The organism is Streptomyces glomeratus (assembly GCF_021462825.1).
GTDB lineage: Bacteria > Actinomycetota > Actinomycetes > Streptomycetales > Streptomycetaceae > Streptomyces > Streptomyces glomeratus.
Map to the genome: position 1 here is coordinate 199,678 of NZ_JAKEEB010000011.1, position 17,633 is coordinate 217,310.

General features: G+C 73.0%; 18 protein-coding genes and 2 pseudogenes. 13 read left to right on the top strand and 7 right to left on the bottom strand.

All coding sequences use genetic code 11. From position 1 onward, the window contains the following. The first annotated feature begins 68 nt into the window (after positions 1-68). The 4 genes and pseudogenes from LZ604_RS16385 to LZ604_RS36055 all read left to right on the top strand — a co-directional run. Positions 69-467 (top strand): 6-pyruvoyl trahydropterin synthase family protein, encoded by a 399-nt coding sequence (locus tag LZ604_RS16385; protein WP_234515841.1) that lies wholly within the window; start codon positions 69-71, stop codon positions 465-467. Beyond that, on the top strand, positions 464-1,678 hold the full coding sequence (locus LZ604_RS16390) for a glycosyltransferase family 4 protein (protein WP_372482148.1): 1,215 nt from the start codon (positions 464-466) through the stop codon (positions 1,676-1,678). The genes LZ604_RS16385 and LZ604_RS16390 overlap by 4 nt, the downstream gene beginning before the upstream one ends. Next, positions 1,675-2,616, top strand: coding sequence for a class I SAM-dependent methyltransferase (locus LZ604_RS16395; protein WP_234515842.1), 942 nt, complete (start codon positions 1,675-1,677; stop codon positions 2,614-2,616). Before LZ604_RS16390 ends, LZ604_RS16395 begins: the two co-directional genes overlap by 4 nt. A 182-nt stretch (positions 2,617-2,798) precedes the next feature. Further along, positions 2,799-3,617: pseudogene (locus tag LZ604_RS36055) on the top strand (lysylphosphatidylglycerol synthase transmembrane domain-containing protein); the annotation flags it as partial. A 344-nt stretch (positions 3,618-3,961) separates the two neighbouring features. Here LZ604_RS36055 and LZ604_RS16405 read toward each other — a convergent pair. Further along, positions 3,962-4,729 (bottom strand): creatininase family protein, encoded by a 768-nt coding sequence (locus tag LZ604_RS16405; protein WP_308283595.1) that lies wholly within the window; start codon positions 4,727-4,729, stop codon positions 3,962-3,964. A 146-nt stretch (positions 4,730-4,875) separates the two neighbouring features. Between LZ604_RS16405 and ribA the strand changes: the two genes are divergently transcribed. From ribA to LZ604_RS16430, 5 genes are all read left to right on the top strand, one after another. Next, complete coding sequence (gene ribA / locus LZ604_RS16410; protein ID WP_234515843.1) at positions 4,876-5,565, top strand: GTP cyclohydrolase II; 690 nt, start codon at positions 4,876-4,878, stop codon at positions 5,563-5,565. Between the two features lie 119 nt (positions 5,566-5,684). Next, on the top strand, positions 5,685-6,662 hold the full coding sequence (locus tag LZ604_RS16415; protein WP_234515844.1) for an ornithine cyclodeaminase family protein: 978 nt from the start codon (positions 5,685-5,687) through the stop codon (positions 6,660-6,662). Beyond that, complete coding sequence (locus tag LZ604_RS16420) at positions 6,659-7,816, top strand: NAD(P)/FAD-dependent oxidoreductase (protein WP_234515845.1); 1,158 nt, start codon at positions 6,659-6,661, stop codon at positions 7,814-7,816. Before LZ604_RS16415 ends, LZ604_RS16420 begins: the two co-directional genes overlap by 4 nt. Then, positions 7,813-8,868, top strand: coding sequence for a saccharopine dehydrogenase (locus tag LZ604_RS16425; protein ID WP_234515846.1), 1,056 nt, complete (start codon positions 7,813-7,815; stop codon positions 8,866-8,868). The genes LZ604_RS16420 and LZ604_RS16425 overlap by 4 nt, the downstream gene beginning before the upstream one ends. Continuing rightward, positions 8,861-10,027: a saccharopine dehydrogenase family protein gene (locus LZ604_RS16430; protein ID WP_234515847.1), complete on the top strand. Its 1,167-nt coding sequence runs from the start codon at positions 8,861-8,863 to the stop codon at positions 10,025-10,027. The genes LZ604_RS16425 and LZ604_RS16430 overlap by 8 nt, the downstream gene beginning before the upstream one ends. A gap of 167 nt (positions 10,028-10,194) precedes the next feature. Here the strand turns inward: LZ604_RS16430 and LZ604_RS16435 are convergent, their stop codons facing one another. Next, a complete protein-coding gene (locus LZ604_RS16435) occupies positions 10,195-11,421 on the bottom strand; it encodes a serine hydrolase domain-containing protein (protein ID WP_234515848.1) in 1,227 nt (408 codons plus the stop codon). A 179-nt stretch (positions 11,422-11,600) separates the two neighbouring features. On the opposite strand from LZ604_RS16435, the gene LZ604_RS16440 reads away from it, so the two are divergent. After that, positions 11,601-12,038 carry a PPOX class F420-dependent oxidoreductase gene (locus LZ604_RS16440; protein ID WP_234515849.1) on the top strand — a complete coding sequence of 146 codons (438 nt, stop codon included), beginning with the start codon at positions 11,601-11,603 and terminating at the stop codon, positions 12,036-12,038. 71 nt (positions 12,039-12,109) lie between these two features. On the opposite strand, the gene LZ604_RS16445 is transcribed toward LZ604_RS16440, so the two are convergent. After that, on the bottom strand, positions 12,110-12,994 hold the full coding sequence (locus LZ604_RS16445; RefSeq protein WP_234515850.1) for an NAD(P)-dependent oxidoreductase: 885 nt from the start codon (positions 12,992-12,994) through the stop codon (positions 12,110-12,112). 115 nt (positions 12,995-13,109) lie between these two features. Between LZ604_RS16445 and LZ604_RS16450 the strand changes: the two genes are divergently transcribed. The 3 genes from LZ604_RS16450 (at position 13,110) to LZ604_RS16460 (ending at position 14,643) form a co-directional block, all read left to right on the top strand. After that, positions 13,110-13,715, top strand: a complete 606-nt coding sequence (locus tag LZ604_RS16450; RefSeq protein WP_234515851.1) for a TetR/AcrR family transcriptional regulator — start codon at positions 13,110-13,112, stop codon at positions 13,713-13,715. 116 nt (positions 13,716-13,831) lie between these two features. Further along, the gene (locus LZ604_RS16455; protein ID WP_234515852.1) at positions 13,832-14,242 is read left to right on the top strand and encodes a VOC family protein; all 411 of its coding nucleotides are present in this window, start codon (positions 13,832-13,834) and stop codon (positions 14,240-14,242) included. Positions 14,243-14,292: 50 nt separating this feature from the next. After that, complete coding sequence (locus LZ604_RS16460) at positions 14,293-14,643, top strand: VOC family protein (protein ID WP_234515853.1); 351 nt, start codon at positions 14,293-14,295, stop codon at positions 14,641-14,643. Here LZ604_RS16460 and LZ604_RS16465 read toward each other — a convergent pair. The 4 genes and pseudogenes from LZ604_RS16465 to LZ604_RS16480 all read right to left on the bottom strand — a co-directional run bounded on the left by LZ604_RS16465 (position 14,600) and on the right by LZ604_RS16480 (position 17,575). Further along, positions 14,600-16,702: an NACHT domain-containing protein gene (locus LZ604_RS16465; RefSeq protein WP_234515854.1), complete on the bottom strand. Its 2,103-nt coding sequence runs from the start codon at positions 16,700-16,702 to the stop codon at positions 14,600-14,602. The genes LZ604_RS16460 and LZ604_RS16465 overlap by 44 nt on opposite strands. Before the next feature lie 9 nt (positions 16,703-16,711). Continuing rightward, complete coding sequence (locus tag LZ604_RS16470; protein WP_372482149.1) at positions 16,712-17,116, bottom strand: hypothetical protein; 405 nt, start codon at positions 17,114-17,116, stop codon at positions 16,712-16,714. A 73-nt stretch (positions 17,117-17,189) separates the two neighbouring features. After that, positions 17,190-17,477 (bottom strand): annotated as a pseudogene (locus LZ604_RS16475) (TetR/AcrR family transcriptional regulator); the annotation flags it as partial. After that, a complete protein-coding gene (locus LZ604_RS16480) occupies positions 17,423-17,575 on the bottom strand; it encodes a hypothetical protein (protein WP_234515855.1) in 153 nt (50 codons plus the stop codon). The pseudogene LZ604_RS16475 and the gene LZ604_RS16480, both read right to left, overlap by 55 nt. Between the last annotated feature and the right edge of the window lie 58 nt (positions 17,576-17,633).

A 17,633-nucleotide genomic window follows, 5' to 3' on the forward strand; every position in this document is an offset into this window, starting at 1 on the left:
CGGGACCGGCCGTACTACACGACATGCCCCGGCAGGGGGCAGACGCACCGCACCTGGAGGGTCGTCCGTTGTTCAGCATCACCGTCCGTGATCACCTGATGATCGCCCACAGCTTCCGCGGCGAGGTCTTCGGGCCCGCGCAGCGCCTGCACGGAGCGACGTTCCTCGTGGACGCCACCTTCCGCCGCGCCGAGCTGGACGACGACAACATCGTCGTCGACATCGGACTGGCCACACAGGAGCTGGGCGCCGTGGTGAGCGAGCTCAACTACCGCAACCTCGACAACGAGCCCGACTTCGCGAACACCAACACCTCGACGGAGTTCCTGGCCAAGGTGATCGCCGACCGTCTCGCCGAGCGGATCCACAAGGGGGCGCTGGGCGAGAGCGCACGGGACATAGCCGGTATCACCGTCACGCTCCACGAGTCCCACATCGCCTGGGCGAGTTACGAGCGTGCCCTGTGACCGACACCACCATCGACCACGCGTCCCCGGGTTCCTTCGGCCGGACGCCCCAACCCCGGCTGAGCTACGTGCCCGTGCAGAACGCGGCCCTGGGCAACGCCGACATCATCCCCATGTCCCTGCGCACCGTGCACTTCGTCATGCCGGCCGGCGTCGACGACCCGGCCGGCCCCAGCGGCGGCAACGCCTACGACCGCCGTATCTGCCTCGACCTGCCCGGCTTCGGCTGGCAGGTCGACCGGCACACCGTCGACGGCTCCTGGCCCCGGCCCGGGGCGTCCGCCCGCGCGGAACTCGCCCGGACTCTGCGGGAGCTGCCCGACGGCACGGTCGTCCTTCTCGACGGCCTGGTCGCCTGCGGCGTCCCCGAGATCGTCACACCCGAGGCCGAACGACTGCGCCTCGCCGTCCTCGTGCACCTGCCGCTCGGCGACGAGACGGGCCTCGACCCGCGGACCGCGGCGGAACTCGACGCCAAGGAGCGCGCCACGCTGCGGGCCGTGCCCGCGGTCGTCGCCACCAGCGACTGGGCCGTGCGCCGGCTCGTCTCCCACCACGGACTCGCCCCCGAGCGCGTCCATGCCGCCGCGCCCGGCGCCGACATCGCGCCCCTGGCCCCCGGCACCGACGGCGTCTCCCGGCTGCTGTGCGTCGCCGCGATCACCCCGCGCAAGGGCCAGCACCGGCTGATCGAGGCCCTCGCGGCCGTCAAGGACCTGCCGTGGAGCTGCCATTGCGTCGGCGGTCTCGGCCACGACCCCGAGTACGTCGCACGGCTGCGCGCCCTCATCGACGAACACGGCCTCGGCGACCGGCTGCACCTGGTCGGGCCGCAGTCCGGCGCCGAGCTGGACGCGAGTTACGCCTCCGCCGACCTCATGGTCCTGACCTCGTACGCGGAGACGTACGGCATGGCCGTCACCGAGGCACTGGCCCGCGGCATCCCGGTCCTCGCCACCGATGTCGGCGGCCTGCCGGAGGCGGTCGGTCGCGCGCCCGACGGCGGAGTGCCCGGCATCCTCGTACCACCGGAGGACCCCGCCGCGCTGGCCACGGAGCTGCGCGGCTGGTTCGGCGAGGCGGATGTGCGGCGCCGGCTCAAGGCGGCCGCGCGTGGCCGCCGGGCCGCACTGGACGGATGGGCGACCACGGCCCGCAGCCTGGCCGGTGTCCTGGCCGGCCTGCGCCACGAGCCCGGGAGGGCGGCATGAGCACGAGTACGACTCCCACCGGGCCCCAGGCGCACACGCCGCCCACGGACGGCCCCGTGCCGGCGGCACTGCCCGCCATACCGTCGCCCGGGGACACGGAGCCCGAAGTCCCCCGGTACGCCCCGCAGTGGCTCCAGCTGCGCGAACCCGCGGACGCGGCGGCCCGGGCGCACGACCTGCTCGACCCGCTGCGGATCCGGCTCGCCAACCGGTCCGGGCGCTCCGGCGACCTGGTCGTGCACGACCTGGGCTGCGGCACCGGCTCGATGGGCCGCTGGCTCGCCCCGCTCCTCGACGGCGCCCAGCACTGGATCATGCACGACCGGGACCCGTATCTGCTGCACTTCGCCACCGTGGGCGCTCCCAAGGCGGCCGCCGACGGCAGCCGGGTCACCGTCACCACCCAGCGCGGCGACATCGGCAGGCTCACCCCGGACGCCCTGGCGGGGGCCTCGCTGGTGACCGCGTCCGCGCTGCTCGACGTCCTCACCGCCGACCAGACGGAGACGTTCGCCGAGGCCTGCGTCGGCGCCGGCTGCCCGGCGCTGCTGACGCTGTCCGTCGTCGGACGCGTGGACCTCACGCCCGCGCATCCTCTGGATCAGGAGATCACCGAGGCCTTCAACGCCCACCAGCGGCGCGGTGACCTCCTCGGCCCGGACGCGGTGCATGCGGCCTGCGAGGTCTTCGGGCGGCTCGGCGCGAGCGTACGGGTGCATCCGAGCCCCTGGCGGCTCGGGGCCGAGCAGGCGGAACTGACCGGGGAATGGCTGCGCGGCTGGGTCGGCGCGGCCGTGGAGCAGCGCCCCGAGCTCGCGGCCCCCGCCGAGATGTATCTCCAAGCCCGTCTGGCCGACTGCGCGGCGGGCCGACTGCGTGTCGTGGTGCATCACAGCGACGTTCTGGTCCTGCCGCAGCCGACAGGAGGGGCGGGATGACGGTGCGGACGCTCGCCCCGGAGGAGGCCGGGAAGGCCGGGGAAGCGGAAAGAGGGGCGGAGGGGATGCACGGGCGTTCGGCCCCCGCGGTCCTGCCCGCGGACGCCGTACTCCCCGAGCCCGCCGCGCCGGGCGCAGGACCGGCCACGGACGAGGCGCCGCCGGCCCGGCGCCGCTCTCTCATGCGCGTCCTGCGCTCACAGCTCGGCACGGTCGCCGGAGCCGCCATCCTCGGTGTGCTCCTGTGGCGGCTCGGCACCGGCGTCTTCCTCGACGGGCTCCGGCGGATCGACGCCCCGACGCTGCTCGCGGGGCTCGGGATCGGCGTGCTGACCACCGTGTTCAGCGCCTGGCGCTGGTGCCGCGTCGCCCGTGCCCTGGACATCAGGCTGCCGTTGGGCGCCGCCGTCGCCGACTACTACCGCGCCCTGTTCCTCAACGCGGCGCTCCCCGGCGGCGTGCTCGGCGATGTGCACCGCGCGGTGCGGCACGGGCAGAGCGCCGGTGACGTCGGACGCGGTGTGCGCGCCGTGGTCCTGGAGCGCACCGCCGGCCAGGTGGCCCTCGTGGTGATCGGAGTACCGGTCCTGCTCACGATGCCCTCGCCGGTGCTCGCCCAGGCCCGTCACCTCGCCGGTCTGCTGGCGCTCGGCGCCCTCGGCGCGCTCGCCGTGGTGGCGGCGGTGCGGATGGGCCGGGCTCCCCGCCCGTCGCGCCGGACCCGGGCGCTCGCGGCCGCGCTCGCCGAGGCGCGCACCGCCCTGCTGGCCCGCGGCAGCCTGCCCGCCGTACTGCTCTCGTCCGCCGTCGTGCTCGCCGGGCATCTGCTGATGTTCCTGGTGGCCGCGCGGGCCGCCGGGTCGCACGCGTCCCCGGCCACGCTCCTGCCGCTGGCGCTGCTCGCCCTCATCGCCATGGGGCTTCCGCTGAACGTCGGCGGCTGGGGTCCCCGCGAGGGCGTCACCGCCTGGGCGTTCGGTGCGGCCGGGCTCGGCGCGGAGACGGGGCTGAGCGTCGCGGTGGTGTACGGCGTCCTCAGCTTCGTCGCGAGCCTGCCCGGCATCGTCGTACTCCTCGCCCGGTGGTACGGGGGACTTCGGGGTCCGCGTGCGACGGCGGAGGCGCAACCGGCCGGGGACGGCGCAAAGGGCCCCTCCGAGGCGGAGGAAGCATCCTCCGAGGCGGAGGAAGCACCCACCGAGGCGCCGAGTGGACCCTCCGAGGCATCGAAGGGGTCCCCCGACCGGGGCCCGGAGCGTACCCCCCACACGCTCCGTGCCCCGGTACCGTACGCTCCCTACCCGCGCTCACCCCCCGGGCCGCGCACCCCGCTGCTGACGCGATGTCAGGCCGGCCGTGGCTCCCCGGAAAGCGTGGTCCCCGGCAGGCCGCCGGCGGGCTCCTCCGAGGTGACGAGGGAGAAGTACGCCGCGAAGGAGCCGGCGAGCGTCGCGAGCAGCTGCTTCCCCTTCTCCGCGGAAGCCAGCGAAGGGCGCCCGATGACACCGGACTCCGTATAGGCCGACATGCCGAGGGTGAGGAGATGCCTGCGGTCGTCGGCGATGAAATCCGTGGTCTCGTAACCGGGCCCGACCAATTCGGGATGGCAGTGCAGAAGAATGGAGGTCTCGATTTCCCCGGCATGCATGTCGCTGAGCAGCGAGGTCCGCACACCGGCCCACTCCCGGGCCGCCTCCCAGTCCTCCGGGGCCGGGAAAAGCGCCATCCGCACACCGCTGTCCGCGGATTCCTGGACGACATTGCCGAGGACGTAATTCCCGCCGTGACCGTTGACCAGCACCAGGGCCTCGACGCCCGAACGGCGCAGCGATGCCGCGATGTCCCGTACCACCGCGTGGAGAGTGACGGAGGAAATGCTCACGGTTCCCGGCCAGTCCGCGTGCTCGTGCGAACAGGAGATCGTCACCGGAGGGAGGAGGTGAACCGGATACGCCGCGGCGACCTCGCGGGCGATCGCACAGGCCACCAGCGTGTCGGTGGCCAGTGGAAGGCAGGGGCCGTGCTGTTCGAAGCTGCCCACCGGAAGGACGGCGACCTGACGACGGAGACCCTCCGCCCGGGACCGTACGTCCTGGGAGGTGTCCGACGGCAGCACAGCCGCGCCGCGCCCCGGCACATGTGCGGGCGCAACCGCGTCAGCGGCCTGCCGCGTCCCAGAAGTATCCGTATTTCCCGAACCGCTCATGGTTCCACGGCCTTTCGTCTCGTACCGCCTGCACTTACAGATAGGAACAGATCATGACAGACATCGATGGGGTGCTCGGCGGGAATGCCCACCTCTCGGAAGTGCCCCGAGTGGTGAATGGCCCCACCACCGGGGTCACCCGGGTCGTGAATGCCCCCCTGCCGACCAAGTACGGTGATTTCCAGGCCGTCGGCTACCTCGACCACGACCGCGGGGACGAACAAGTCGCCCTGGTGTACGGGGACATCGAGGAAGAGGGCATGCTCGTCCGCCTCCATTCCGAGTGCCTGACCGGGGACGCCTTCGGCTCCACGCACTGCGAGTGCGGACCCCAACTCTCCACCGCACTCCGGGAGATCGTGGCCGCGGGGCGCGGCATCCTCGTCTATCTGCGCGGCCACGAGGGCCGCGGCATCGGACTGCTCGCCAAGCTGCGCGCGATGAAGCTCCAGTCCGAAGGCCTCGACACGGTGGAGGCGAACCTCGCCCTCGGTCTGCCGGTGGACGCGCGCGACTACCGGGTCGCGGCGGAGATCCTGCACGACCTCGGCGTCCGGTCCGTGCGGCTGCTGTCCAACAACCCGCGCAAGCGGGAGGCGCTCCTGCGGCACGGCATCAAGATCGACGAGCAGGTGTCGCTGCTGATACCGCCGTGCGAGAACAACATCACGTATCTGCGCACCAAGCGGGAACGGCTCGACCACTATCTGCCGCACCTGGACGCAGTGGTGCACTCCTCGTGAGCGGGTGCGCGGCGGCCGCCCGGCGCCGGCCGCCGCGCCCGCACCCCTGCCGCACCCCGGGGTGACGCGGACCCGGATGCGCTGATGACGTCGGCGCGGATCCCGGAAACAATCAAGGAATGACCGACGACGTCCTGCGCCTGACCGGCGAGCGGATCCTGGAACTGCTCGACACCGACCGGGCGATCCGCTCCCAGCGCGCCGCCTTCACCGCGCTCGGGGAGGGAACCGCAGAACTCCCCGGCAAGATCATGCACCCCAGCCGCTTCGACGACAGCGTCGTCTTCTCCTACGTCGCCCGTCTGTCCGCGGACACCGGGCCCGTCGCCAAGTTCGGCAGCGTGAACCCGGGCAACGCGGCCGCCGGACTGCCGACCGTCCACGCGGTGATCAACGCCCTCGACCCGGTGACGGGACAGCTGGTCGCCGTCCTGGACGGCACCGCCGTGACCACACTGCGCACCGCAGCCGCCAGCGCCGTGGCCTTCGACGTCCTCGCCACCGCCGACAGCGCCGATCTCGGCCTGCTCGGCGCCGGAACCCAGGCACTCGCGCACGCCCGGGCCGTCGCCCGGATACGCCCACTGCGCTCCGTGCGCGTCTGGAGCCGCACGCCGGACCGGCGCGAGCGGGCCGCCCGCGTCCTCGCCGACGAACTCGGGGTCCCCGTCAGGGCGGTCGTCACGGCGCGCGAGGCCGTGACCGGGCTGCCCATGGTCGCCGTCTGCACCCTCAGCCGCACTCCCGTCCTGCACGCCGACTGGCTCACCCCCGGATGCACGGTCGTCAGCGTCGGCTCCTTCGAGCCCACCCGCAGCGAGGTCGGCCCGGAGACGGTACGACGGGCCACGGCCGTGGTCGTGGACGACCCGGCGACGGCGCGGGACCACGCGGGGCCGGTCGTGGCAGCGCTGCGCGACCGGCTGCTCGCCGCCGAGGACCTGATTCCGCTGGGCGGCGTGGTCACGGGCCGCCGCGAGGCGCGGACGAGCACCGACGACATCGTCCTGCACCTCAGCGTCGGGCTCGGCGTCCAGGACGCGGCGGCGGCCTGGGCCGTGATCGACGCCGCCCGCGGAAGGGAGCCCCGCCCATGACCCCGCCCCCGGTCTCGCGCGCGAGCGTCGTCGTCATCGGCGGCGGGGTGATGGGCACCAGCGCCGCCTATCACCTGGCCCGCGCGGGCGTCCCCGACGTCGTCCTGGTCGAGCGCGACGAACTCGCCGCCGGCTCCACCTCCCGGGCCGCCGGCGGCGTACGGGCCCAGTTCTCCGACGAACTCAACATCCGGCTCGGGGCGCGCAGCCTGGAGGCGTTCGGGCGCTTCGCCGAGGAGCCGGGGCAGGACATCGGGCTGCACCGGGTCGGCTACCTGTTTCTGCTCTCCACCCCCGAGGAGGTCGCCTCCTTCGAGGCCGGGGTGCGGCTGCAGAACTCCCTCGGTGTGCCGAGCCGCATGATCGACCCGGCTCAGGCGCGGCGGCTGTCGCCGCTCATCACCACGGACGGGCTGCTGGCCGCCGCCTACTCACCCGAGGACGGGCACTGCACCCCCGAGTCGGTGGTGCACGGCTACGCCGCGGGGGCCCGCCGGCACGGCGCGAGGATTCTGCGGCACTGCGAGGCCACCGGCATCGAGCTGCGCGGCGACACCATCACCGCCGTCGTCACCGAGCGCGGCCGTATAGCGACCGACACCGTGATCTGTGCGGCGGGCGCCTGGTCGCGGGCCGTCGGCGCGATGGTGGGCGTGGAGCTGCCGGTGGAGCCGCTGCGCCGCCAGATCGCCGTCACCGAGGCCGTACCGGACCTGCCGCCCGGACTGCCCATGACCATCGACTTCACCACCAGCTTCTACTTCCACACCGAGGGTCCGGGGCTCCTCGTCGGCATGTCCGACCCCGACGAGCGGCCCGGTTTCGCCACCGAGACCCACGACCGCTGGATTCCCCGGCTGTGCGCCGCGATGGAACACCGGGCTCCCGCTCTTCTGGACCTGCGCCGCACCGGCGGCTGGGCGGGCCTGTACGAGGTCACCCCCGACCACAACGCGCTGATCGGTGAGGCGACTTCTCCCTCCCGCTTCCTGTACGCCACCGGGTTCTCCGGCCACGGCTTCCTCCAGGGGCCGGCCGTCGGCGAAATCCTGAGGGATCTCTACCTGGGCCGCGTACCCTTCGTCGACGTCAGCCCCCTGAGCGTCGACCGTTTCGCCGCCGACGCCCCGCGCCCGGAGGTCAACCGCGTATGACCGCACTCCACCTGTGGCTCCGCCACGAGACCCGCACCACCGAGCGGCGCACACCCCTGGTGCCGTCGGACGCCCGACGGCTCGTCGACAGCGGGGTGACCCTGACCGTCGAGGACTCACCGCAGCGGGTCTTCCCGGCCGAGGAGTACGCGGCGGTGGGCTGCCGCATCGCCGCGCCCGGCTCGTGGGTGACGGCACCGCGGGACGCGGTGATCGTCGGCCTCAAGGAACTTCCCGAGGAGCCGGGAGCGCTGATCCACCGTCATCTCTTCTTCGGGCACGCCTACAAGGGGCAGCCCGGCGCCGAGGCCCTGCTGCGCCGGTTCCTCGCGGGCGGCGGCACCCTGTTCGACCTGGAGTACCTGGTGGACGACGCCGGGCGCCGGCTCGTGGCGTTCGGCTACTGGGCCGGGTACGTGGGCGCTGCTCTCGCTTTGCTCCACCACCGCGACCGGCTGACCGTGCCGCTTCGGCCGACCTCCAAGGAGGAGCTCGACGAGCGGCTGCGCACGGTCGCGGGCGAGGCACGGGCCCTGGTGATCGGCGCGCTGGGGCGCAGCGGACGCGGCGCCCGGGCGGCACTCGGCGTGGCCGGCGTCGACCCCACGTGCTGGGACCTGGCCGAGACCCGTGAGCTGGACCGCCCGGCCCTGATGGACCACGAGCTGATGGTCAACACGGTGCTCACCACGAGCCCGGTGCCGCCGTTCCTGACGGACAAGGACCTCGACGACCCCGGCCGGCGGCTGCGCACCGTGTGCGACGTGACGGCCGACGTGGGATCGCCCCTGAACCTCCTGCCCGTCTACGACACCACGACCGACTGGGACCACCCGGTCCGCCGGCTGCGCGAGGAGCCCGCCCTCGACCTCATCGCGATCGACAACCTGCCGTCCCTGCTGCCGCTGGAGGCCGGCACGGACTTCTCGGCGGCGCTGACACCGCTGCTGCTGGACTTCGAGGCGGGCGGCGCATGGGTGCGCTGCCGGGAACGGTTCGATATGGCGGTCCGTCAACTCGGTGGCCCCGGAGGGGAGCAGAGCGATGTCTGAGTCCACGAAGGTGCCGGTTCCGGCGAGCGGCACGGTCCACTGGATCGGCGCGGGGCTGTCCACGGGCAGCGGCTTCGCGACGGTCTGCGACGCCGCCGCACGGGTCCGGCTGTGGCACCGGACCGAGGAGCGCGCCGCGCGGGCCCTGGCCGGGCTCGGCCTGGCGGGGCGCGCCGAACCCCGCGCGTTCACCCTGCCCGCGCTGGCGGCGGAGCTGGCGCCGGGCGACGTGGTCGTCTCCATGCTCCCGGCGCCCGAGCATGCGGCCCTGCTCGGCGTCTGCGTCGAGCGGCGGGCCCACTTCGCCTGCTCCAGCTATGTGTCGGACGCGGTCCTCGATCTGGTGCCGCCGGCCGCCGCGGCGGGTCTCGTGGTCCTGACCGAGGCGGGCCTCGATCCCGGCATCGACCACCTCTTCGCGCACGCCCTGATCGCCCGGGCCCAGGAGGAGATCGGCGCCGCGACGTCCGCGGAGGTGAGTCTCACCTCGTACTGCGGTGGTGTTCCCGCGGTCCCGAACGACTTCCGGTACCGCTTCAGCTGGGCCCCCCTCGGCGTTCTCAACGCACTGCGCTCACCGGCGCGTTACATCGAGGACGGTGAAGAGACGACGGCGGCCCGGCCCTGGGAGGCGACGCGCCCGCATGTCATCGACGGCGAGACCTTCGAGGCCTACCCGAACCGCGACAGCGTGCCCTTCGTCGCCCAGTACGGCCTGCCGCCCGCGTGGAGGCCGCGGACCTTCGTCCGGGGCACTCTTCGCCTCGAGGGGTGGCTGCGCGCCTGGCAGCGGGTCTTCGAGGAGCTGAAGGCCGGCGACGACATGCGCATCGCGGCCCTGGCCGCCGAACTCGCGGCCGCGTACCCCACCACGGACGAGGACCGCGACCGGGTCGTCCTGGCCGTGTCCCTCGACGTACGGGCCGGCTCGGGCAAGACGTGGTCGGGTCGCTACCTGCTGGACCTGGAGGGCACGAAGCAGGAGAGCGCGATGGCCCGCTGTGTCTCCCGTCCCCTGGCCCTGGGCGTCCGCCACATCCTGGCCGGCGCTCTGCCCGCAGGGCTCAGCCGGGCGGCCGAGACGGCCCGGCGGTCCGAGGAGTGGCTCGCCGAACTGGCCGGGGAGGGCCTGGAGTTCATCCTGGACACCGGAGCGTGAGGGCTGGGGGAGGGGCGACAGGGCGCCGTCCCTCCCCTGGGGGCCTCCGTCCCTTTCCCGGACGTCTGGAGGCCGTGAGGTTCCCCCTTTGGCCGGCCGGAGTCCGTCTGGTTCCGCCCTTCGGGTGGCCGGAGCCCGTCGGTTCCCCGGCGTGCGACCGGAGCCCGTCAGCCGGTCAGTGCCTCGTGGACGAGGCGCTTCAGCTCCGGGTAGACCGTGTGCGAGCCCTTCGGGCGCAGCTGGGTCAGGAACTGGACCGTCAGGTCGTGCTCCGGGTCGACCCAGAACGTCGTGGTCGCCACCCCGCTCCAGCCGAACGCGCCCCGCACCGCGGGCGACCGGGTGAGCGCGGGATCGGTGACGACGGAGACGCCGAGCCCGAATCCGAGGCCCGCCTTGCCGGGCACGCGATGCACCGGGCTGCCGTAGGAACACAGGTCGGCGTCGCCGGGGAGCTGGTTGGAGACCATGGCGGCGACCGTGTCGGCGGTCAGCAGACGGGTACCGTCCAGTTCGCCGCGGCGGCGCAGGAACTCCATGAAGCGGTGGTAGTCGTACGCCGTCGCGACCATACCGCCGCTGCCGGAGAGCAGCCGTGGCCGGCCGTGCAGGGGCAGGCCCGGGACCGGGGTGATACCTCCGTCCTCCGTCTCGCCGTACAGCTCCGCGAGCCGTGGCGCCTGCTCCCCGGTGAGCCACAGGCCCGCGTCCGTCATGCCCAGCGGGGCGAAGATCCGCTCGGCGAGGAAGTCGTCCAGGTCCCGGCCCGAGACCACCTCCACGAGCCGGCCGAGCACATTGGTCGCCACCGAGTAGTTCCACTGGCTGCCCGGTTCGAACTGAAGGGGGAGCCCGGCATAGACCTCGCATGTCCGGGCGAGGTCCGTGCCGGGCACCACGGACGACTCGATGCCAGCCTCCCGGTACAGGGCGTCGACGGGGTGTGCGTGGTAGAAGCCGAACGTCAGCCCCGCCGTGTGGGTGAGCAGATGGCGGACCAGCAGGGGCCGCTCGGCGGGGCGGGTCCTCAGGTCCGGGCCGGAGCCGTCGACGTACACCCGTGGCTCGGCGAAGGCGGGCAGGAAGTCCGCGACGGGCGTGTCGAGCCCGAAACGGCCCTCCTCCAGCAGGATCAGCGCGGCGACCGAGGTGACCGGCTTGGTCATCGAGTACATCCGCCACAGCGTGTCGGTCTCGACCGGGAGCCGTTCCCTCACATCGCGGTGCCCGTAGGTGGTGAGATGGGCCGTGCGGCCGTGCCGGGAGACGGCCACCAGGTAGCCGGGCAGCCTGCCGTCGTCGACCTGGTCCGCGAAGTGCCGGTCGAGGCGGGCCAGCGCCTTCGCGTCCAGGCCGACCTCTTCCGGCTCCACCTCTTGACGCAGGTGTCCCATCGTTCTCCTCCGGTTTTCCCCGGCGCCGTCCCGGGGCTTTCCGGATCCAACCTTTCACGGCCCCCGCCCGGCCGGGCCGATCCCACTCCGGCTGCGACCGGGATCACGGGCCGGCCCGGCCACCGTGAGCGGTGTTCCCGTCGGGAATGCATGGCCCGGGCCGGTGAGTTGACCGGGGTATGACCCAGGAAGCCACACAGAACGCGCTGCTCGCACTGCTCTCCGAGGGCCACGGCGGGGTGCTGGTCACCCTCAAGCGCGACGGACGGCCACAGCTCTCCAACGTCAGCCACGCCTACGACCCGCGTGAGCGGATCATCCGGGTCTCGCTCACGGACGACCGGGCCAAGACCCGCAATCTGCGCCGGGACCCGCGGGCCTCCTACCACGTGACCAGCCCCGATCGGTGGGCGTACACGGTCGCCGAGGGCACGGCCGAGCTGTCGCCGGTCGCGGAGGACCCGTACGACAAGACGGTGGAGGAGCTCGTCCGGCTCTACCGCGACATCCAGGGCGAGCACCCCGACTGGGACGACTACCGCGCCGCCATGGTCCGCGACCGGCGCCTGGTCCTGCGGCTGCGCGTCGAACGGGCCTACGGGATCCCCCGGGGCTGAGGTCTTCCGGCAGCCGGGTGCTCGGAGGCGGAAGCGGGGGCCGGGAGCGGGAAGCCGGGAGCGCCTCGGGGTCAGGACCCGGGGGCGTCCTCGGTGCGCGCCTCGATCGCCCGCAGGACGGCCACCATGTCCTCGCCGCCGTACCCCAGCGTCACGGTCTCCTCGAAGAGGGCGTGGCAGACGTCCAGGAGCGGTGAGGCGAGTCCCGCCTTGCGGGCGGCCTCCGCGACCAGCCGGTTGTTCTTCAGGACGTCATGGGCCGCCGCCTGCACGGCGAAGTCGCGTGCGAGCAGCTTGGGCGCCTTCATCCGGGAGACCCCGCTCGCCATCGGCCCCGCGTCCAGGACGTCCAGGAAGAGCCGTCGGTCCAGACCGTGCCGGTCGGCGAAGTGGTACGCCTCCGACAGACCGGTCACCAGGGTGATCAGGAAGAGGTTGACCGACAGCTTCATCACCAAAGCGTTCGGTGCGGCGCCGCAGACGAACGTCTCGCTGCACATCGGCGCGAGCAGCGGCCGTACGGCGTCCACCGACGCTTCGTCGCCGGCCAGCATCGCCACCAGCCGCCCGTTCTCCGCCGGTACCCGCGATCCGGAGACGGGGGCCTCCACATAGCGCCCGCCCGCGGCGCGGACGTCCGCCTCCAGGTCCCGTGAGTATCCGGGTGAGGTCGTGCCCATGTGGACGACGACGCGTCCGGCGACGCGCGCGGCGAAGTCCGGGGTGCCACGGCCCAGGGTGGAGTCGATCGCCAGGTCGTCGGCGAGCATGAGGATCACGACCTCCGCCCGTGCGAACACCCCGGCGGGGTCCGCCGCCACGGCCGCACCGGCCGCGCGCAGCGGCTCGGCGCGTGCCGGGGTGCGGTTCCAGACCACGAGGGGGGTGCCTGACCGGGCCAGGCGGAGCGCCATGGGCTGCCCCATGACCCCGAGACCGATGAAGCCGATGTGCACGATGGACCGCCTCCCACTCGGACCCCCGGGTCTATGACAGCGGTCATAGTAGCCAGTTCTATGACGCCGGTCATAGGGTGGGCGGGAAACGAGGTGCCCAGCCGGGAGGTCGACGATGGCGGCGTCCGAGCGCGGGCCGCGGGAGCGGATGGTCTTCAGCGCGGCCCAGTTGATCCGGCGCGACGGCGTCACGGCGACCGGCATGCGCGAGGTCGCCGCCCACGCGGGGGCTCCGCGCGGCTCGCTCCAGCACTACTTCCCCGGCGGCAAGGAACAGCTCGTCAACGAGGCGGTGGACTGGGCGGGCCGGTACGCGGCGGGGCGCGTCGGGCGCTTTCTCGCGCAACTGCCCGAGCCGACGCCGAGCGGGCTGTTCGCCGCGATGGTCCGGCAGTGGACCGACGAGTACCGGTCGGCCGGGTTCGCCGGGGGCTGCCCGGTCGCCGCGGCGACCGTGGACTGCGCGGAGGGACGCGACTCCACCCGGGCGGCGGCCGCGGCCGCGTTCGCGCGCTGGACGCGCCCGGTGGCCGACGCCCTGACCGGCATGGGCGTTCCGGCGGAGCGGGCCGAGTCGCTCGCGACCCTCATGATCAGCGCACTGGAGGGCGCCCTCCTGATCGCCCGTTCCGAACGGGACGTACGCGCCCTGACGACCGTGGTGCGGGAACTGGGACCCCTGCTCGACGCGAGCGTCGTACGGCAGGCGTCGGGCGGCTGACGTGGTCCTACGCCCTGCGACGCAGGACGCACGGCCGATGGTCCGGCGATCACCGCGCTCCTAGGCTGCCGGAGGGGCCCGCTCACATCCTCCGCGCCCCCGTGAGGAGAACCGCCATGGCCGTCGACGCCCGAAGCCACATCCGGATCGCCCGCCCGTCCCGGGACCTGGCCGCAGCCGAGCGGTTCTGGACCGGAGGGCTCGGACTGCCGGTGGTGTGCCGGATCGAGGGAGGTCCGCAGCCGGGTGAGCACGACCTGCTCATGCTCGGGCTGCCCGGGGCCGGATGGCATCTGGAACTCGTCCACGAGGCAGGCCGGCCGGTCGAGCCCCGTCCCACCGAGGAGGATCTCCTCGTCGTCTACCTCGACGAGCCGGTCTCCGACGAGCTGGTCGCCCTGCTGGAGAAGCACGGCGGCAGGCGGGTGCTCTCGCCCAACCCGTACTGGAACGAGTGGGGTGTCACGATCGAGGACCCCGACGGCTACCGGCTGGTGCTCTGCCGTCGCGGCTGGTCCAACGCATAGGTGCGGCGTGCCGCGCCGGAAGGACCCCGCCCTGCCGTTAGCCTCCGCCCGTGATCAATGGCGCGCACATCGTGATGTACTCCCGCGACGCCGAGGCGGACCGCGGCTTCTTCCGGGACGTGCTCGGCTGGCCGTACGTCGACGCGGGCCACGGCTGGCTCATCTTCGAGGCACCGCCCGCCGAACTGGCCTTCCACCCGGCCGAGGGCGAGCCCTCGCACGAGCTCATGCTGATGTGCGACGACCTCGATGCCACCACAGCCGAACTCACCGCGAAGGGAGTCGAGTTCACACAGCCGGTCACCGAGGCCGGCTGGGGCAGGGTCACCGCCTTCCGGCTGCCCGGCGGAGGGCACATCAGCCTCTACCAGCCGCTCCACCCGCGGGCGCACGGCCGGTGACCACACGTTCCTGCGGATCCGGGGACGCTCCGGTCCCTCCCGCCCTGTTGAGGTGGTCGCGGAGTGCCTGGTGGCGGAACTGGTAGACGGGACCCACCGCCCGCAGCAGACCCAGGCGGTGCGCATCGTCCAGGAACGGCATGAGCGGGTACGGCAGGCGACCTTGCCGGGACAGCCGGTACGTGGCGGCCGAGAACGCCAGCCAGGCGTGGTGGGGACCCGCGAGCATCCCGGTGGTGACCGCGATACCGAGACCGCCGATGGCGCCCGACAGGAAGCCGATCCCGATCCCGAGGAACAGTCCCACGCCCACCGCGATCGTGAGGCCGTAGGTGAGTCCGAACACGCACGCGCGCAGCACCTCCAGCCGCCGGTCGGCCGCAAGATGGTCGGGCGGGGTCAGCGGGCCGTCCTCGGCCGAGGGGCTCTCGATCCACTCCATGAAGCCGGTGGTGAAGGCGTGGGCCAGGGCGGCCGCGACCACCAGGGCGGCGAGCCGGTCGGCGGGCCGCATACCCATCAGGTACAGCAGGGATCCGAGCGGGAGGCCGAGCCCGAGAGCGAAGGTGGCATGGTGCAGCAGAGCGTGGACCAGTCCCCGGAAGCGCCCCCGCACACGCCGCCTGGCGTAGGCCGGGACGCTGTCCGGCCAGTGGCGTGCCCCCAACCAGGCCGCGCAGCCGCTGGAGGCCCCGAACATCACGCTGCCGAGGTAGCTCCCGGAGGGGAAGAAGAGCCAGGAGGCAGTCGCGAGCGCCAGGCCGGAGAGCACGGCCACGACGACGCCGAAGGCGGCGCAGACGGCGGGGCTGAGAGCGCCTGTGGTCCTGGCCAGTCCCCACCAGGGGAGGTCCGGCTTGTCCGGGGTCAGGGACGCCAGGTAGCCCAGCCAGCGTGTGATGTCCCGGGGCTCATGGCGACGGCTTGGCGCCGTGCGGTCGAAGGGTTCGTCACGGGGGCCGCGACGCTCGACGACGGCGGGGATCAGTGCGTCGAAGAGATGGCCGCGCAGTTCGTCCGCGTCGCGGAAGCCGTCCGGTGCGAGGAGCACGGCCGGATCGGCGTCCTCGTAGGCGGTACGGAGAAGCCAGAGGCCGAGCGGTGACGCGGCGACCTCCGCGAGCACCGCGGCCGGTGCGTCGGGCGGGCAGGTGGTGCGCAGCGCGTCGAGGACCGACTCCCAGGAGGGTTCCCGGTCGACGCGCAGACAGCGGTCCAGGTAGTCCGCCGCGGCCTCGGGGGAGAGGCGGTCGGGCTCGATGACCAGCGCCGAGGTGAAGGGCTTCCCCGGTTTCCGTACGGCCTGCTCGTACTCGGCCGTGCGGCAGGTGAGGATCAGCCGGGCGTCCTCGGCACAGGATCTGTTGAGCGCCTTCACGGCGGCGGTGCGGGCGAGCGGGGGGAGTTCGTCGAGTCCGTCCAGGACGGGCAGGACATGCCGCTGGTCGACGAGCTTCCGGCAGATCGCGGGCCGCTGGGCCTTCGGGGCCAGCGTGGGGTAGTCGTGCGCCAGCCGGTGCGCGACCCAGTCGTTCAGCCGCTCGAACGTCGCGGGGTTCCAGTCGGCCACCGACAGCAGGACCGGAACGGCGTCGTCGGCACCGTCTTCGGCACGGCGCTCCAGCAGCTCCCGTACGAGTTGCACCGCCAGCGTGGTCTTGCCGGAGCCCGCCTCCCCGATGATCACCAGTCGGCGGCGCGTCATGCGCAGGAACTCGGTGACCAGCGGCTCGAGGTTCTGCCCGGTGAACCGGAGCTTCAGCGAGGACGGCGTCAGGTTCCGCGCGCCGGCCATCAGCGTGCGGTCGGTCACGGTGTGCCAGGGCACGGCGATCGCGTCGGGATCGTCGAGTTGAAGACGGTCGACGGCCTCCTGCCGCCACTGCCGGGTCACCAGGTCCGCAAGTTCCTGCCGTGCTCTGGACAGCGCCGATGCCGGATCCAGATGCACCCCGCCGAGGATGAGCCCGGAATTGGCGAACGAGCCGTCCACGGCGATCGCCGGGCCGCTGTCCCGTACCTCCGCACGGCGTCGGCGGAATCTCCCGAGGAAGCTCATGCCCGCCCCTCAGTCCCAGCGGATACCGGTGTTGGCGTCCGAGTCCCGCGACGCGTGCGCGTCCCCGGTCCGCTCCGCGGTGATCTCACCGCTTGCAGGGGCGTCGTCGCCCTTCGGCGCCACCACGCCGGAGTTGGCCCGGCCTCCGGGCCCGGCGATGGCATGTCCCGTGTCGGACGCCCGGATCACCAAGCGCCGTTCCGGGTCCGTGGCTCCCGCGGGGTCCGCGCCGGTCGGGGTCGGTCGCGCCGGGAGCGCGGCCCAGATTCCCACGCCCACCGCGGCGACGGCCGCCAGGCAGGACACCACCGTCGCCAGGTGGTCGGCCCGGCCCCAGCGCAGCACCGTGAGCAGCACACCCAGCCCGGCCACGGCCGCGCAGCTCACTATGAGGACGATTCGTCGAACGTTCACTCCCCTCATCATGCTGAACGCCATGACCGGCGTGGAGCGTTGACCGTAAGTGACCGCTTCTGAACGAAGGGTCTCAGTCTTCGGTGCGGTCCGTCGTCAGATACGCGATGACCATGCCGCCGAGCATCCTGCGGGAGTGCGGGCGCAGGTCCGCGGCCAGCAGGTCCCGGCCGAACAGCGACCCGAACGTATGCCGGTTGGCGACCCGGAAGAAGCAGAACGAGCTGATCAGCGCATGGAGGTCGACGGCGTCGACGTCGGCCGTGAACAGCCCGGAGGCGCGGCCCGCGGCCAGGATGCGGACGGTCACCTCCAGCGCCGGCGAGCCGATCGTGCCCAGCTCCTGCGGCGCGGCGATGTGCCGGCCCAGCCGATCCCGCTCGCCGCGTAGCCCAGCATGAGCAGTGGCAGAGCGGGGACCAGGGCCGCCGCCAGCGGCATGAGCGGGAACAGGGACATCGCGAGTCCGCCGCCGAACAGCGGGCGGGACGGACGGATGCGGATCGGCGACCAGGCC

Coding starts and splice junctions, on each gene's coding strand:
- LZ604_RS16395 (WP_234515842.1), top strand. CDS start 1,675: ATGAGCACGAGTACGACTCCCACCGGGCCCCAGGCGCACACGCCGCCC.
- ribA (WP_234515843.1), top strand. CDS start 4,876: ATGACAGACATCGATGGGGTGCTCGGCGGGAATGCCCACCTCTCGGAA.
- LZ604_RS16415 (WP_234515844.1), top strand. CDS start 5,685: ATGACCGACGACGTCCTGCGCCTGACCGGCGAGCGGATCCTGGAACTG.
- LZ604_RS16420 (WP_234515845.1), top strand. CDS start 6,659: ATGACCCCGCCCCCGGTCTCGCGCGCGAGCGTCGTCGTCATCGGCGGC.
- LZ604_RS16425 (WP_234515846.1), top strand. CDS start 7,813: ATGACCGCACTCCACCTGTGGCTCCGCCACGAGACCCGCACCACCGAG.
- LZ604_RS16430 (WP_234515847.1), top strand. CDS start 8,861: ATGTCTGAGTCCACGAAGGTGCCGGTTCCGGCGAGCGGCACGGTCCAC.
- LZ604_RS16435 (WP_234515848.1), bottom strand. CDS start 11,421: ATGGGACACCTGCGTCAAGAGGTGGAGCCGGAAGAGGTCGGCCTGGAC.
- LZ604_RS16440 (WP_234515849.1), top strand. CDS start 11,601: ATGACCCAGGAAGCCACACAGAACGCGCTGCTCGCACTGCTCTCCGAG.
- LZ604_RS16450 (WP_234515851.1), top strand. CDS start 13,110: ATGGCGGCGTCCGAGCGCGGGCCGCGGGAGCGGATGGTCTTCAGCGCG.
- LZ604_RS16455 (WP_234515852.1), top strand. CDS start 13,832: ATGGCCGTCGACGCCCGAAGCCACATCCGGATCGCCCGCCCGTCCCGG.
- LZ604_RS16465 (WP_234515854.1), bottom strand. CDS start 16,702: ATGAGCTTCCTCGGGAGATTCCGCCGACGCCGTGCGGAGGTACGGGAC.
- LZ604_RS16480 (WP_234515855.1), bottom strand. CDS start 17,575: ATGTCCCTGTTCCCGCTCATGCCGCTGGCGGCGGCCCTGGTCCCCGCT.